Source organism: Nostoc sp. C117, from assembly GCF_043099735.1.
In the GTDB taxonomy this organism is placed as follows: Bacteria; Cyanobacteriota; Cyanobacteriia; order Cyanobacteriales; family Nostocaceae; genus Nostoc.
The window spans coordinates 2,605,408-2,621,045 of sequence record NZ_CP170991.1 but is presented as its reverse complement, the minus strand read 5'-3'; the positions used below and the strand labels follow the sequence as shown (position 1 = coordinate 2,621,045).

14 protein-coding genes are annotated in these 15,638 nt (G+C 40.5%); 2 read left to right on the top strand and 12 right to left on the bottom strand.

What is annotated here, in order from left to right:
• Positions 1–40: 40 nt before the first annotated feature.
• The 6 genes from ACFG4S_RS11810 to ACFG4S_RS11785 form a co-directional block, all read right to left on the bottom strand.
• On the bottom strand, positions 41–1,333 hold the full coding sequence (locus ACFG4S_RS11810) for an aminotransferase class III-fold pyridoxal phosphate-dependent enzyme (protein ID WP_392534975.1): 1,293 nt from the start codon (positions 1,331–1,333) through the stop codon (positions 41–43).
• Positions 1,333–2,112, bottom strand: a complete 780-nt coding sequence (locus tag ACFG4S_RS11805) for a cytidylyltransferase domain-containing protein (protein ID WP_392534974.1) — start codon at positions 2,110–2,112, stop codon at positions 1,333–1,335. The genes ACFG4S_RS11810 and ACFG4S_RS11805 overlap by 1 nt, the downstream gene beginning before the upstream one ends.
• A gap of 274 nt (positions 2,113–2,386) precedes the next feature.
• The gene (locus tag ACFG4S_RS11800) at positions 2,387–3,271 is read right to left on the bottom strand and encodes an aldo/keto reductase (RefSeq protein WP_392534973.1); all 885 of its coding nucleotides are present in this window, start codon (positions 3,269–3,271) and stop codon (positions 2,387–2,389) included.
• Positions 3,272–3,409: 138 nt separating this feature from the next.
• A complete protein-coding gene (gene pseC, locus ACFG4S_RS11795) occupies positions 3,410–4,624 on the bottom strand; it encodes a UDP-4-amino-4,6-dideoxy-N-acetyl-beta-L-altrosamine transaminase (protein WP_392534972.1) in 1,215 nt (404 codons plus the stop codon).
• Positions 4,582–5,571, bottom strand: a complete 990-nt coding sequence (gene pseB / locus ACFG4S_RS11790) for a UDP-N-acetylglucosamine 4,6-dehydratase (inverting) (protein ID WP_392534971.1) — start codon at positions 5,569–5,571, stop codon at positions 4,582–4,584. Before pseB ends, pseC begins: the two co-directional genes overlap by 43 nt.
• A gap of 58 nt (positions 5,572–5,629) precedes the next feature.
• Positions 5,630–6,055 carry a tetratricopeptide repeat protein gene (locus tag ACFG4S_RS11785; RefSeq protein ID WP_392534970.1) on the bottom strand — a complete coding sequence of 142 codons (426 nt, stop codon included), beginning with the start codon at positions 6,053–6,055 and terminating at the stop codon, positions 5,630–5,632.
• A gap of 898 nt (positions 6,056–6,953) precedes the next feature.
• Between ACFG4S_RS11785 and ACFG4S_RS11780 the strand changes: the two genes are divergently transcribed.
• Positions 6,954–7,172 carry a DUF4327 family protein gene (locus ACFG4S_RS11780; RefSeq protein ID WP_096535973.1) on the top strand — a complete coding sequence of 73 codons (219 nt, stop codon included), beginning with the start codon at positions 6,954–6,956 and terminating at the stop codon, positions 7,170–7,172.
• 54 nt (positions 7,173–7,226) lie between these two features.
• Here the strand turns inward: ACFG4S_RS11780 and ACFG4S_RS11775 are convergent, their stop codons facing one another.
• From ACFG4S_RS11775 to ACFG4S_RS11765, 3 genes are all read right to left on the bottom strand, one after another.
• Positions 7,227–8,507: a protein kinase gene (locus tag ACFG4S_RS11775; protein WP_392534969.1), complete on the bottom strand. Its 1,281-nt coding sequence runs from the start codon at positions 8,505–8,507 to the stop codon at positions 7,227–7,229.
• Between the two features lie 133 nt (positions 8,508–8,640).
• Positions 8,641–10,602: a serine/threonine phosphatase gene (locus tag ACFG4S_RS11770; RefSeq protein ID WP_392534968.1), complete on the bottom strand. Its 1,962-nt coding sequence runs from the start codon at positions 10,600–10,602 to the stop codon at positions 8,641–8,643.
• Between the two features lie 305 nt (positions 10,603–10,907).
• Positions 10,908–11,699 carry a basic amino acid ABC transporter substrate-binding protein gene (locus tag ACFG4S_RS11765; RefSeq protein ID WP_392534967.1) on the bottom strand — a complete coding sequence of 264 codons (792 nt, stop codon included), beginning with the start codon at positions 11,697–11,699 and terminating at the stop codon, positions 10,908–10,910.
• A gap of 237 nt (positions 11,700–11,936) precedes the next feature.
• Between ACFG4S_RS11765 and ACFG4S_RS11760 the strand changes: the two genes are divergently transcribed.
• Positions 11,937–13,136, top strand: a complete 1,200-nt coding sequence (locus tag ACFG4S_RS11760; protein ID WP_392534966.1) for a PLP-dependent aminotransferase family protein — start codon at positions 11,937–11,939, stop codon at positions 13,134–13,136.
• A 219-nt stretch (positions 13,137–13,355) separates the two neighbouring features.
• On the opposite strand, the gene ACFG4S_RS11755 is transcribed toward ACFG4S_RS11760, so the two are convergent.
• The 3 genes from ACFG4S_RS11755 to ACFG4S_RS11745 form a co-directional block, all read right to left on the bottom strand.
• The gene (locus ACFG4S_RS11755; protein WP_392534965.1) at positions 13,356–13,976 is read right to left on the bottom strand and encodes a DnaJ domain-containing protein; all 621 of its coding nucleotides are present in this window, start codon (positions 13,974–13,976) and stop codon (positions 13,356–13,358) included.
• Between the two features lie 200 nt (positions 13,977–14,176).
• Positions 14,177–14,788 carry an ATP-dependent Clp protease proteolytic subunit gene (locus tag ACFG4S_RS11750; protein ID WP_334962102.1) on the bottom strand — a complete coding sequence of 204 codons (612 nt, stop codon included), beginning with the start codon at positions 14,786–14,788 and terminating at the stop codon, positions 14,177–14,179.
• Positions 14,789–14,927: 139 nt separating this feature from the next.
• Complete coding sequence (locus tag ACFG4S_RS11745) at positions 14,928–15,590, bottom strand: ATP-dependent Clp protease proteolytic subunit (RefSeq protein ID WP_392534964.1); 663 nt, start codon at positions 15,588–15,590, stop codon at positions 14,928–14,930.
• Positions 15,591–15,638 lie beyond the last annotated feature (48 nt).

The window sequence follows — 15,638 nt, the reverse complement described above, 5'->3', positions numbered from 1 at the left end:
CTATTTAGATAAATCCATCAAAACAAACCAAAAAGCAAGTTCATCTGATTTTAAATAATGGTTCTAACGGCTGACACTTGAGATAGTTTTCAAGTGATTGCTCATCAATTACATTTTTCAAAATTACAAAAACTTCATTATAGACTTCCAGTAGGTATTCTACATCAGCATCACTATGAGAATAACTCATGTTATGAGTGCCAAGAGTCAAAATTCCTCTGGCAAACATTTCTTGTAAAAATAAACTTTTAATCTGCCAATGGCTATAACAAGATACATCTTGAAATAGCACAAAAGACCAACAAGGGTAACCAGAGATAGATACAAAGTGGGTGATTGAGTGACACTCAATTAGTTGCTGTAGTCCCGATATTATTTTTTGTCCCTGTTTGCTTAGTGTTTCAATAACTGGCAACTTCTGTAATTTAGTCATTGTTGCCAATGCTGCTGCCAAAGAAAGTGTTTCACCTCCAAAGGTGAAAGAAAAAAAGATTTCCTCCATCAAATGCATGATATCCGCTCGACCTGTCACAGCAGACAGAGGATAGCCGTTGGCTAGTCCTTTACCGAAGGTAGCTAAATCTGGGATGACACCAAAGTATTCCTGAGCACCGCCATTAGCAAAACGAAACCCTGTAATTGTCTCATCAAAAATTAGAATCGCACCATTTTGATGAGCTAGCTCCTTAACACTTTCTAAAAAGCTTTCTTTAGGTTCAACTACATTCGTTGGCTCCATGATTATTGCAGCCACTTCACCAGAATACTCTTCAAATATCTTATGTAAGGATTCCAAATCATTGTAGGTAAAAGTATGAGTCAGCGCCTGAACTGTCTTTGGTACTCCTAAGTTACGAGTTGTAGACCCAATATACCAATCATGCCAGCCATGATAGCCGCAAACAGCAATATGGTCTCGGCCGGTGTAAGCCCTAGCTAAACGTATAGCACCTGATGTCGCATCTGAGCCATTCTTGCCAAAGCGTACCATTTCTGCACAAGGGACTATCTCAATCAATTTTTCAGCTACCTGCATTTCAATGGGATGGGGCAGAGAAAAAACCACTCCTTCTTCCATCTGGGCACGTACTACTGCTGTGACATCTGGGTCATTGTATCCCAGCATTATTGCTGCCAATCCATTAATGAAGTCAACATACTCATTTCCATCTGCATCCCAAACATGACTTCCAAGTCCTCTTGTCAAGAAATAAGGAGAAACACCAAAAGGATACTGAGTTTTACTTTTACTGAATGTTTGAGTACCTAGAGGTATGCTTTTAAGTGCTCTTGCCAAAAGATATTCTGAGTGTTGATAACGTTTTTCCATCATTAGTTATTATTGAGAATTTGCCTACAATATATAGCATCTTCAAGTAAAGACTTTTCAAATCCTTCATTACGTTTATAGCAAGTATTATAAGTCTTTAATTCGGGATATATACTGCATAGTTCTAAAATATCTTGCGTTGTAAAATTTACTTTGTTAGGATATAAATATTCATATATTTTTGTAACTAACTCAAAATCTAACGCCTCATCCACTGTCCAACGTAAACATGATAAATCTATATCATTCTTATAGTTACCAAGTTTAAAACGCTCTGGTTGTCGATTAATAAATGATGTAACATGTTCTCGTTGTGATGGCAAATTAGCTTCATTCCATGCTATATTCAAGCAATTAAAACGGAATATTTCCACATCTAAGCCATCAGGATACGTAGGCTCTAGTGAGTTACTTGTGTAGTCAAAACCTCCTAATAAATGAAAATGTATTACCTCATCTATCAAATATGGATCAGCTAGAGGACAATCACCTGTTAATCTGACAATATTTTCCGGTTTTAATGGCTGTGCTGTTTGATAAAATCTATCTAAAACATCATCCAGTTTTCCCCTAAAAACTTCTATGTCTAATTCCTGACATAATTCAGCTATAGGATTGTCATTTACATCATTACTTGTAGCAACTATCAACCTATCAATTAAGCAAGCTCGTTCTAATCTTTCAATTTGCCTAACTAGCATAGGTGAACCAAGAATAGGTTTAAGAACTTTTCCAGGTAGTCGTGATGAGGAAACTCGAGCTTGTAGAATGCCTAAAATCATAAAAATATTGGGTAAAAGTTATAAAATCAATTTTGAAGAACAACACATAAGTATCTTTAAGAAGAATCACAATATTTTATAGTTAAGTCTCGCTTCTCATGATTTAAAGTAACTTTTATAAGTTATATATAACATTATTACTTCGTTTTATTTCGAATAAAAACTTACTTCTAAAAGAATAACAATCACTTTTTAGATGAGAATATAATATATATTTATTACGTTAAAACTATCGAGCTAATTTCCTAGATACAAATCATTATCTTAGTTCATATTAAATTCTCCAGTCAGAAGGATTGAGTATTGATTTATCTGAAATAGAAAATCTTGCTAATGCTTTTCCAAATTTTAATTCTACCTTGTTCATGGCAGCTAATATTTCATCTAAATGCTGATAATTATTAACACCACAAATACAAATATCTATTTCATCTATACTGAACATAAAGCTGAGTGCTGCCTCAAGAGACGAGAAGCCTTGGTTTTTAATAAAATTATGATACTCATTAAGATGACCTTTAATGGAATCAAAATAAGACGGAATGTCTTCTCTAGACATTAGTAATAGTCCTTGTAGGAATATAGAACGAGCATGAATTTCAATACCTAGAGTTTTTAGTTTGGACAAATGGCCACTAAGCAGTAAGCGTTGGTCTAGTACATTAATGGGAACTTGTATGATGTCTATTGAGTACTTAGAAAGTATGCAATCAATCTGTTCACTTGTATAGACAGAAACTCCGATCTTCTTGATCAATCCTTGAGACTTTAAAAATAACATTTTTTCCATTAAGAAGTGACTATTTTTTACTAATAAGTCATTAGGATTATGTACTAATAGAGCATATATACCTGATTGTCTTAGCCTAGATAAAGAGTTATAAAATGTATTTTCTAAAAATTCAGAATCATCTCTGCTTAGAGTAGCCTTGGAGAACTGAGGTGTCTTGGTAATAATATCAAAATTATGTTGTTCTGAAAGGATTTCACCTAAAACATCCTCACTTTTTCCATAAATATATGCAGTATCTATAGCATGAATTCCATTGAGAGTTGCTAAATTAAGTATTTTAGATACTTCTGTTGATGGAGTTTTTCCGAAATTATTAGATAATCCATAGTCCAAACCAAATTGTGCAGTACCAATTCCCAATTTCATAAGAAAGTTATATATTTTTACTAGTATTTTTATTGAGATATCCTAATTATGGATAATAAAGAAATACAAATATTTATTGAACACTATCGTTAGTACTTTTTCTGAAAGAGAATTTTAAGACATTATTCAGTTTAAGAATTAAAGTGATAATGTCAGGCTCTCTATTAGCGAAACTATTACTTTATCCTGACTCTCTTCATTTAGCCCATAATATAATGGGATACTAATAGCTTCCTCGTAGTATTGCTCAACCTGTGGAAAGTCCCCTAATTGAAAACCAAATCTTTGGTAATAAGGCTGTAGATAAACTGGAATATAGTGCAAATTTACACCAATTCCTCCACTGCGAAGTTCTTCAAATACCTGCCGATGAGTTTTATTAATCTTATCGAGTTTGAGCCTAATCACATAAAGATGCCAGCTAGATTTATTATCTGGATGTTGCCACGGCAGCATTAACGGTAAGTCTTGCAGTAGTTGATTATAGCGGTTTGCTAAAAACCAGCGACGTTCTATAAACTCCTCCAGTCGTTGCATTTGACTAATACCCAATGCTGCTTGGATATCTGTCATCCGATAGTTGAAGCCTAGTTCTAGTTGCTGATAATACCAAGAACCGTGAGATTCTCCTTGCATTAAATCTGGATTGCGAGTTATGCCATGACTTCTTAATCTAATCAATCTCTGATAAAATTCCTCATGATTTGTTAGCACCATACCGCCTTCACCAGTTGTGATCATCTTTACTGGATGAAAGCTAAAAACTGTCATATCAGAAAATTGACACGAACCAACAGGTTGTCCCTGATAGCTTCCGCCGATCGCGTGAGAAGCATCTTCAATAATTTTGAACCCATATTCCTGCGATAAAGCGCCAATTGTCTGCATTTCACAGGATTGTCCGGCAAAATGTACAGGTATTAATACTTTTGGTAAACATCCTTGCTTGTCTGCTTCAGCTAACTTATTTTCTAATTCATCTACGCTCAAATTGTAGGTATTTTGGTTAATATCAACAAAGTCAACTTTTGCACCACAGTAAAGTCCACAATTAGCTGAAGCAACAAAGGTATTTGGTGATGTCCAGAAAATATCTCCTTGTCCCAAATCAGCAGCAAGACAAGCAATATGTAATGCAGCTGTCGCACTAGAAACCGCTACGGCATATTTTGCTCCACAATAATTAGCAACGGCTTGTTCAAACCTCTCTATAGCTGGGCCTTGAGTAATCCAATCTGAGCGCAAAACATCAATTACAGCATCAATATCTTCTTGATTAATATCTTGCCGTCCATAAGGAATATAGTTACTCATTGCTTCAACATATTCAGTAGTTGGAAACCTTTTAGCCATTCTGTATTGATCTCAGAGCTATACTCAAAACCTTCTGCTACAGGGATTCCTTTTTGACCCAAAGCGTTACAAGTGTAATCAATAGAATAGGCATATTCAATAGTTGGTTTAATTACATAATGATCTACAAACTCCAAGGCTAAGTGTGAAGCTTCAGACGAAAACATGGCTTCATGTAGTTTTTCTCCTGGTCTAATCCCAATAATTTTAATTGGGACTCCTGGTGCGAGTGTTTCAGCCAAATCAGTAATTTTCATTGAAGGAATCTTAGGTACAAATATTTCTCCTCCTTGCATTCTTTCAAAGCTATTGAAAACTAAATCTACAGCTTGTTGCAGGGTAATCCAAAAGCGGGTCATGCGTGGATCGGTAATAGGAATTTCTGTGGATTTTTCCCGAATTAGTTTTTGAAAGAAAGGTACAACTGAACCTCTTGAACCGACCACATTACCATAACGGACTACAGCAAACCGGGTTCTCATTGACCCGACAATATTATTAGCGGCAACAAAAAGTTTATCCGCTGCTAGCTTAGTTGCCCCGTAGAGATTAATCGGATTTACTGCTTTATCTGTTGAGAGAGCAATTACTTTTTCTACTTCTTGCTCAATGGCAACATCAATTACATTATTTGCACCATGAATATTAGTTTTAATACATTCCATTGGGTTGTACTCAGCAGCAGGAATATGCTTGAGTGCTGCTGCATGAATAACATAATCTACGCCGCGCATTGCCATATGCAAACGATCGCGATCGCGCACATCTCCAATGAAATAGCGCATCGCTGGTGCGTTAAACTCCTGTGCCATTTCGTACTGCTTCAGTTCATCCCGTGAATAAACTATGACTTTCTGAGGTTGATATCGGCTGAGAATCGTTTTCACAAATTGCTTGCCGAAGGAGCCTGTACCACCAGTGATCAAAATAGATTTACTATCAAACATTTTTTGTTTATTTTTAATTTGAAAATTATTAATTTCCAAAAATATTTAAGTGAAATGCTTACTTAGATTTTGGCTGCTTGTTTGTGCTGCGATCGCTATTGTCCTGTTGCTTTTTAATTTGCTCTAATACAACTTTGTAATCTTGCCGATCGGGGTGCAACTTCACCAGTTTCTCCAAAGGTTCCATCGCACCCTTAGTATCCTTTAAGTTCAATCGCACTATAGACAGTTTCTCTAAAGCAAGTTGGTTTTCTGGTTCGCGTTGTAAAATCATTTCATAGCCCTGCGCCTGTTGCTGTAATCCTGACTCAACAGAACTAGACGGAGTTACTGGTTTAGGTTGACTAGCCTGTTGTATTGCCGGAATTACTGCAAACACTGTAGAACCAACAAACGATACTAACGACACTATCGTGACAATCTTTTGTCGCCGCTCAATCTGCTTTTTGCGGGAAATTAAGTATTCATCCCCCGAACCAGTCATGTTTTACATACTTGCTGTGGTAAATACTGAGGTAGTAGCAAGCCTCCCGTTATGAGGTTACCCATGTTCCCAACAAAACTAACATTTTGGCTAGAAATTTTTTACACAAAATTCAAATGCTGATTCGGAATCCGAGGAAGTCTTATGCTAAAGGAATGCTGCACAGAGATTTTAGTCAGGTAGCCTCTATGCCTCAGGGCAAAACCCTCTCCTGTCCCCAAACAGGTCAATCGTCCAGATCTTAGACTCTGAGCAAAATATTAAAATTATATAAAGATTTACTAGAAACTCGCTTATTTCTAAATGTTTGCGATATCGTAAATAACGTTTAAAGAAATATTAAAGGGTAGACCTTCCTACTCAATCCCAGATTTCATCGTCACCCAGAAACTTCTCAAGTATTTGCTGTTCTATCGTTTCTTCGATAAAGACACCTATTTTTTGTGACTAAAACAAATAGATTCTTCCTAGGCGTCTTCACTCGGACGATAAGTGCAAATTACCAGAGTGCAAATTACCAGATGACTAACTGTTCTAGTTGGCGTCCACAAAAGGTTGAAAAAGACTAAAGGTTAAGAGGAAACAGAAGAGGGGATAAGGGAAAAGGAGAAATGGAAACATTCCTTAGCTTTTATCCCTTACCTCTATCCCATACCTTAACCCTTGCCCAACTTCTGCAAGAAGTTTAACGAATACTAGAGAAAATTAGAGTTATTGTGGTGGTGATTACCGTACAAAATCCAATTTCCCAGTAAGTTAGTAGAGTTTGTTATGGTATAGTTAGAAAGTTAAGACTAGCTTCACCAAATTACACCACTCTACGAGCCGGCAACAATTGCAGAATGGAAAGCGGTTTTAATTAAGCATTTACCAACAAAATCTGAATTCAATCGAGGTTATGACTCAGCAAGTAATTCACCCAATGGTGAAATTGCAGCGTAACGTGCAATCACTCATAGAATCCAATATCATCAAGCCAAGCGATAGCATCTGGAAAATCGCTTTGCTCTACGGCAATGAATGGCAGCACTGGAAACAGGAATTGCTAGACTTTGGCTTCAGTATGCAAGACCCAATTAGCGAATTGTTAGCTGTAGAAGCTTGGGATGAAGAGTAAAAATTGGGTATTGGGTATTGGGAAAACTCTTTATTGTCTCCAGTTCCAGTCTTTTTACTCGCAAGCACCTAAGGCAATAGCTAATTCATTTGCAGTTTGGTAGCGATCGCGTGGCAATGGTTCGGTAACGCGGTCGATTAAATCTCTTAATTGGGGATTAATGGTGGGAACTTTTCCCACATCAAACCTGAAGTGTCGCCCCCTTTGGTGGTAATACTTAAAGGGGTTTTCACCAGTAAGCAGAAAAATCAGCGTTGGTCCAATGGCATATAAATCAGATTGGGTCAAAGGTTGTCCTCGTTCTTGTTCGGGAGCGCAGTAACCTTCTGCCCCAATACGAGTACCGGGCGCTGTGCCGATTTCTTTAACTGCACCAAAATCCAGCACGACTATGCGATTTTGAAAACTTCGCACCATCAGGTTAGCGGGTTTAATATCGCGGTGGATAAGTGGAGGTTCTTGATTATGAAGATAATCTAAGATATCGCAGGTTTGGATCATCCAAGCGATCGCTTGGCTTGGGGTTACTGGTCCAGTGGTAAAAATACGTTTTTCTAAGTCTTGTCCGTGAATTAGTTCCATTGCCAAATATTTTTTTCCCCCCTCCACAAAGAAGTCGTAATACTTGGGAATTCCAGGATGCTTAAGAGATTTGAGAGTATACGCTTCCCGCTCAAATAACTCTTGAGCTTTGGCAATTCTCACCATATCAGCATTCATTTGCTTCAACACTAGCAGTTGTGGCATACCCGCAATCAAACCTGCTGCATCCCAAGCAAGATAGGTAGTACCCATACCTCCTTGTCCAAGAGTTCGCAATACCTGATAATGACGAATCGTCTGTTGCACTGACAGGGGTTGACCGCAGTGGATGCAAAACAGATTGTTTGGGGAGTTACCTTCGTGGGTGCAAGTGGAAGAAAAAATTCCAGGGTTTTTTGCTGAAGAGACTGTTGGAGCGGCATTTTCCTGCATTCCTTGCACCTCTTGCCAAGGCAACGAAACCTCTGGTGTTCTTACCTCCTGGATTTGAAATTGTAGTATTGGACCTCCCTGTGCCAGTTGCAAAAGGGAATTATCTGGTATGGAGCTTTGCATCACCAGGACACCATTGAGGAAAGTTCCATTAGTACCATGACTAATGAGTTGCCAAGCATCGGCATGGCTGGCAGCACTGGCTTGTCTTAGTTCTAGATGATACCGAGAAACCAAACTATCAGTTAAAACAATGTGATTGTCAGCTGCTCGACCAATCCGAATTATGGGAGAGTTTTCAAAGCACCACTGATGGACGGGCGTTTTCTGTTGCGGTTCTAACAGGGTCAGAGTAACCACAATACAACCTATAAGGTAAGGGGACTGGGATTGCGGATTGCGGATTGCGGATTGGGGATTGGGGATTGGGGATTGGGTATAAAGAATTTTATCCTAGTTCCCAGTCCCTAGTCCCCAGTCCCCAGTCCCTTCTTTAACTCTCGAGATTTGGGCGCACTTTTGCCCGAATTAGTATAGCAGTAATGTTGTCGTGACCATTGTGTTGGTTTGCCAAATCAATTAAGTTTGTAACGCCACGTTCTAAGTTAGCCCCAGAACTGAGTAACGGTTCTAAGTGAGTCTGCCAATGAGTTTCTAGTAAATCATTATCAGATAAACCGTCTGATGCTAATACCAGAAGGGTATCTTCATTGATCTCGAAAAAGCCCACATCAGGATTAATCGAGTTTTCGTCACGAGGTCCCAAAGCTTGGGTGAGTTGGTAGGCATCCGGGCGGGCGTAAGCTATATTTGCTTCCACTCCCCTGGTAATTTCCCGTTGCCCGACTTCATGATCTACTGTGACTTGTTTTAGTCCCTGCTTGCGCGTCACGCGATAGAGACGACTATCTCCCACATGAGCGACTGCTGCTTGAGTGTCTTGAATTAGAAGCATTACTAGAGTTGTACCCATGCGCCCAACTCCAGAACGAGCATCTTGTTGATTGAGCTTGTAAATCGCCTCGTTAGCTAAATAGACTGCCTCACGAATGCTATCTTCTGTTGGCAGTTCATTGGCAATCCAGTGTTCTTGAAAATATTGCCTTAGGGTATTGACTGCTAACTCACTGGCTACCTCGCCGCCAGCGTGTCCACCCATACCATCACACAGGATATACAAACCATGCCCTTGGAGGATTCGAGTTTTGGGCAACTCGAGCTTGTGAATTTTGGTTTCAATACCAAAGTAATCTTCGTTATGATGACGTTGACGCCCTAGATCTGTGCGTCCTGCATCTTCCAAGCTACTTAATTGCATTGCCAGGACAACAGTTGGCATATCATCAGTTTTACTAATGATCTCTTCTGGTTCATCTGATTGCACAATAGTAGGCACCACAGTATCTTTCTCGTTTATTGCGGGCAAAGTTTCGCTTGTTAGTGCTTCCAGCTCAATGGAGATTTCATTCAAACGCGATCGCAACTGTGCGATCGTCTCAATTTTACCAGTCTCTAAATCCCCTAACATGTGGACTACAGAGCCAAATTGAGTGCGTTGAGACTGTCTAAATAGCGATTGCCAAACCCGTCCCAAAGCTTGGATAGTTAAAGGTTCCTCGGAAATCAGAGATGTTCCGGCTTGGGCATCTTCACCTGAGTTAGTCAGCGGCTCACAGGTGATTGATTCCACATACAATCTTTGTAGAGCCAGCGTTTGGTCTTCGTCTAATCGCAAATTCGACAACTCCAAGAGACTTTGACGACAATTTACTGGTTCTAGTACCGCCCAAAGTTGGGTCATTTCATAACACCAGTGTAAAATTTTTAACGAACTCGTTGTCTCTTCTTGCCACAAATCGAGTAAAAGTTGCCAATTCGAGCGGTCTTCGATTAGTACTACCTGCATATCACCCTGCTGCCATGCATCGTGAATCGGCGGTATCCCTGGCTGACCTTGGTATTGTAAGGCAATATAAAGCTTAGCAAGGCTAGGAATTGGATTTGCTTTCACTGATGGAGTTGCCATATCCGATTGCTGATTTCCTAATATTGCCTCAATCGGTGATATTTGATACGTCTGGCAATCGAGAACTCTTGCTTCTACCTCAGTAATATTGTTTAGACTAGGTAACATGTCTAACAATTGATAGCGTTGCTGAGGATCTAAAAATGTAATTTCAGAACTAGGGGGTAGAGGAAATGAGGGGGATGAGGGAGAAGTTACTTCCCCCACTCCCTCATCTCTCCCTACTCCCTCATCTCCAGTCGCTTCTTTGGCAATAATTGCCCAAAATACCGTTCCGCATTCTGTTCCACAGTTGTGACAACGTAGTGCATTCACAGGAACATCAGTACTGCATTCAGGACAGACTTTGTGAGTCAGGGACGTGCCACATTTTTGACAGAATTTGTTGGTATTAGGGTTTTCAAATTTACACTGAGGGCAAATCAGCATAGTGGAAGTTCCTTAATTCCTGTTCTAAGGTGGTTCTAGCCACTAAGATCCAAGGTGCCACAATTGGCTGCCCCTGACTACAGTAGACTTACAATAGATTGTAGTTTTAACAGTAAATTTTGGTGGCAGTATTAATTCTGACGCATATTAGATAAATATTTCAGATATTGGCAGTTAATTCATTAGAAATGGGTATGGGGCATGGATAAGAGACAAGGTAGACAAGGAAGAGGGGGAAAACAAGGGAGAGACTTGTTCAATAATTCCTCCTTGTCTCCCCATTCCCAATGCCAAATGACCAATACCTAAGATTCTGGTAATTGCGGAGGTTCGGCGTTAAACCATTTTTGATAAATTTGCTTGTAAGTGCCATTGGATAACATACTGGCTATGGCTTTGTTAATTTTCTTTAAATGGGGGGAATCTTTAGGTGTGGCAATTCCGTAGTATTCTTGGGTGAGTAAATCGGCAACAACTTTGATGCCTTTGAGTTTCCCGTTTTTAATTGCATACAAAGTAGCGAAAGCATCACTAACTACAGCATCAACATTGCCATTGAGTAAGTCTTGGAAAAATTCTGGCCCAGAATTAAAAGTACTAATTTTGGCGTTGGGGATGGTTTTAGCAAAATCTGCACCAGTGGAACCAATTTGTACGGCAATTTTTTTGCCCTGAAGAGTATTGAAGTTTTTAATATTGTGGTTGTTTTCCCGTACAGCGATCGCTAGTCCGGCTTTAAAATAAGGTCGTGAAAAAGCAATTGTTTTGAGTCTTTCGGCGGTAATCGTAATCCCGCTAATTGCTGCATCAACTCTTTTGGCTTCTAGAGTTGATATCATACCATCAAAGGGCAGACTTTCAAACTGAATTGCAAACCCCACGACTTTAGCCAACGCATTCATCAAATCAATATCAAAACCTTCCAACTTACCGCTAGCCGTTTGGATTTCAAAAGGAATAAAAGTAGGGTCTGTGGCCACCTTGAGAAGTTTAATATCTTGGTTGCTAGTGGGATATAAATTAGTACAGCCAATAATCAGTAGCAAACAGCTTAAGCTCAGAATTAGTTGCCGCCACTTGTAGTTAATTAATTTCACTATAGTAATTCCCTTCTATCAGTGAATATTCACGATGCTTGTGATGATGTTATAAGAAAGAATACATCCGTCACGAATGAGAATCTACCATCAATTTTGGGCGACTAGTGAAAGTTTAATAGCCCTACTCTCTTGAAATGACGATCGGTTACTCGCTAACAGATCCGAGGAAGCCTTCGATCTGACTTTTAGCTAATTCCCTTCTTGTGTGTTCTTTATTCCAATTTTCAATTGCTTATGGCTTCTACCACTCATGCTTATCAAATTGCTGATTTGTTTGCCGAACGAGCTAGAAAACTCGCACCACCAACCTATGGCACAGAGTTAAGCAAAATACTCTCTGTCAGTTTTACCTACGGTCTAGCAGACCCAATTCTCTTTCCCCATGCTGACTTAGCGGCTGCAAGTGCTGCGATACTGTTTGAAGAAGCTCCCATCGGCCTCAACTACGGTCCACCTTCAGATCAACTGTATGAGCAGATTATCCTCCGCTTGCAAGCTCAGGGAATCCCAGCCGATCGCGATCGCGTTGTCATTGGCTACGGTTCTAGTCAGATTCTCAGCTTACTACCAGATGTATTTATCGAACCTGGTGATGTGGTGATTGTGGAAGGTCCAACCTTCTTGGGAGTAGTTGCTAGATTTGTCCATAGTGGCGCACGCCTGATTACCATTCCTGTGGATGAATTGGGAATGGATGTGGATGCTCTAGAAGAAACTTTGAGCGATCTAAAGAAAAAGGGCATTCGACCCAGGTTTATTTACACCATCCCCACTTTTCACAATCCCACAGGCACTACTATGCCCTTATTTCGCCGTAAAAAGTTAGTAGCACTAGCGGCTGAGTATGGCGTAGTAGTGGTGGAAGACGATGCCTACGGCGATTTGCGCTTCCAAGGGGAAACTGTGCCCTCCCTGGCATCCCTAGACCGAGAAGGATGGGTATTATATGTGAGTACCTTCTCGAAAATTATTGCCCCTAGCGTGAGGTTAGGCTGGGCTTGTGGCCATCAAGCAATTATTAAGCGCTTAGCAATGTTCAAAAGCGAAGAGCCTGTAAGGCCTTTTATTAGTTATGTACTTGGCCGCTACTGTGCCACAGGCAAACTAGCTCATCACATTCAGGAGCTAATCGCCTGTTACAACCATAAGTGTAATTTGTTATTAGAGGCAATCGCTCAAGAGTTTCCCAGCGATGTAGTTGCTTTACGTCCCGATGGCGGTTTCTTTGTTTGGTGTAAATTGCCGCCAGATATCAGTGCCAAAGCACTCCTAACTGCTTCGGCAGAACACGGCGTCACCTTTCTCCCAGGAACTGGTTGCTACGGTAACGGTCAGGGAGATGATGCCATTAGGTTAGCTTTTAGCTTTCAACCTACTCAGAAAATTGTTGAGGGAATCGCTACTCTTGGAGAAGTGTTGCGCCAATGGGAGTGATGAGCGGATAATTCGTAATTAAATAAGATTTTTACCTCGTTTCCCGCTTCTGCTAGGAAACGAGATTTATCGGTATTTGATTGTGAATTCTGTAAGTAAGTCGGCGTAAATAATTAAAGGTTTGTAGTGAGGGCTGAAGCCCTCACTACAAAATAATTTCAAGATTTTTTACATTACTTAATATAGTTTGATTTATTCTCACCTACTTAGTTATACTTTTTAAAAAATTTGTTCTAAACGCTGAAAATCGCGCTGGACTTCGTGCCAAAGACTTTTATTATGAGGGTCTGTTTTTAGAGCTTTTTTGAGATAAATTCTGGCTTTGAGGAGTTGGTTTTCAGAAATTAGTGCCCGCCCCGAAATTTGATAGGCAACTGCTAGCCATTGGCGGACTTCTGCATCCCCTGATAAACGATCTGCTAAAGCTTCTGCTAGGGCGATCGCTTGGGGAAATCGTCTTTCTTGCAAAAATCGCTGCAATTGCTCATAAGTCTTCCACTTTAGCCGCTGTTCTATTTCCAACAGATTTGGCGGCTTTGGTGTCGCTGGTTGTTGGGTTGTTACCGTCGTTGGTGTTTTTTCCCTATGCGTTGCTTTGGCGCGATCGCGCCCAGATGTTGCAACCTGAGGTGAATCTGCGGCTATTTCCTCTGGCAAAACTACTGTCAGTAGGAGTTTGTAAGCCTCTGTCAACGCAATAAACTTATCTTTGGCTTTGTTGTCATCTGGGTTGATATCGGGATGATATTGCTGCGCCAGTCGTCGGTAAGACGCTTTTATATCAGCAAAAGAAGCTCCCGACCTTAAACCCAATAAACGGTAGCAATCTCCAACATCCATCTTGAGCTACGAGCTATCAAATATCAAGCTATAGGCAATCAGCTATCAGCTATCAGCCTGAGATATTAATCATAAGGGCTAATTTGCTATTTTAAAGTTCAATGTTGACAGTTTGTTTCAGGGAAGGGCATTGGGCATGGGCATAGGTTATTAATTAATTTTTCTCCTTTGCCCCTGTGCCCCTTTGCCCCTCTGCCTCCCTATTCCCCAGTTACCACCGAGGTTCTTTCTTCAATCACACGGTCAATTAAACCGTATTCTTTCGCTTCTTCAGCAGACATGAAAAAGTCACGATCCATATCTTTTTCAATTTTTGCTATGGTCTGACCTGTTTTATCGGCATAAATGCCATTGAGCTGGTGACGAATCCGCAGAATCTCTCTAGCTTCAATTTCGATATCGGTTGCTTGCCCACGGGTACCGCCTGAAGGCTGGTGAATCATAATCCGTGAGTGTGGCAATGCTAGGCGTTTGCCTTTGGTGCCAGCTGCTAGGAGGAAAGACCCCATTGAAGCAGCTAAACCGACGCAAATAGTCACGACATCTGATTTAATATGTTGCATGGTGTCAAAAATAGCCATGCCAGAGGTGACCATTCCACCGGGGGAATTGATGTATAAATAAATATCTTTACCTGGATCGTCTGAGTCCAGATAGAGCATTACAGCGATAATTTGATTGGCAATTTCATCATCAATATCTCGCCCCAAGAAAATAATTCGTTCCCGATAAAGGCGATCGTAAATGCTAATCCAATCTGTATATTGTCCTCCGGGCATCCGGTAAGGAACTTTAGGAACGCCTATAGGCATAAATTTGCTCCGTTTTTAATAATTTGGGGACGATCGCAGAGTCAGGAATAACTCATAACTCCTATACAGACGCGATTAATCGCGTCTCTACTCAGCACTCAGCACGGGCTAAACGCCCCGCTAGCGCTAACAGCACTCACTAAAGAACACTGGCTGGGAGTGGGGGATTGGCGAGTTCTTCTTTTTCAAAAACTCGGTCAATGAGACCGTATTCCTTCGCTTCGTAAGGTGTTAGATATAACAGCCGATCCATGTCTTTGATAATTTTTTCTGGAGGCTGTCCGGTGGTGCGATTTAAAATATCAACCAACGCCCCTTTATTTACCAAAACTTCCCTTGCCCGAATTTGAATATCCGTTGCTTGACCTTGGGCGTAGCTCTTGGGCTGATGCAGGATAATCGAAGAGTGAGGCAAACTAGCGCGGCAACCTTTTGTACCAGCACTGAGAAGCATGGCTGCCATACCCATCGCAGAACCGACGCAGATGGTGTGGATAGGAGGCTTGATATATTTCATCGTGTCGTAGATAGCGAAGGCTTCGGTTTCAAAGCCAATGGGTTCGCCACTGTAACCAGATGTACCGGTGGAGTTGATATAGATTTTAATGGGCTTTTCTGGGTCATCGGATTGCAAAAACAGCAACTCAGCCACGATTAATTCCGTGACAGCAGGCACCAGTGGCATCCCAATATAGACTATTCGCTCCTTCAATAAGAGGGAAGGTAAATCTGGCGGTGGTGTCCGGTAAAAGTTATCGCCGTAATATGGGGCTTGAACAGCCTTAATTGGGGAAATGTCCATAGCAACTGATCGCCTGAAACTATGCCGTTAACTGTAATACATCCTAGC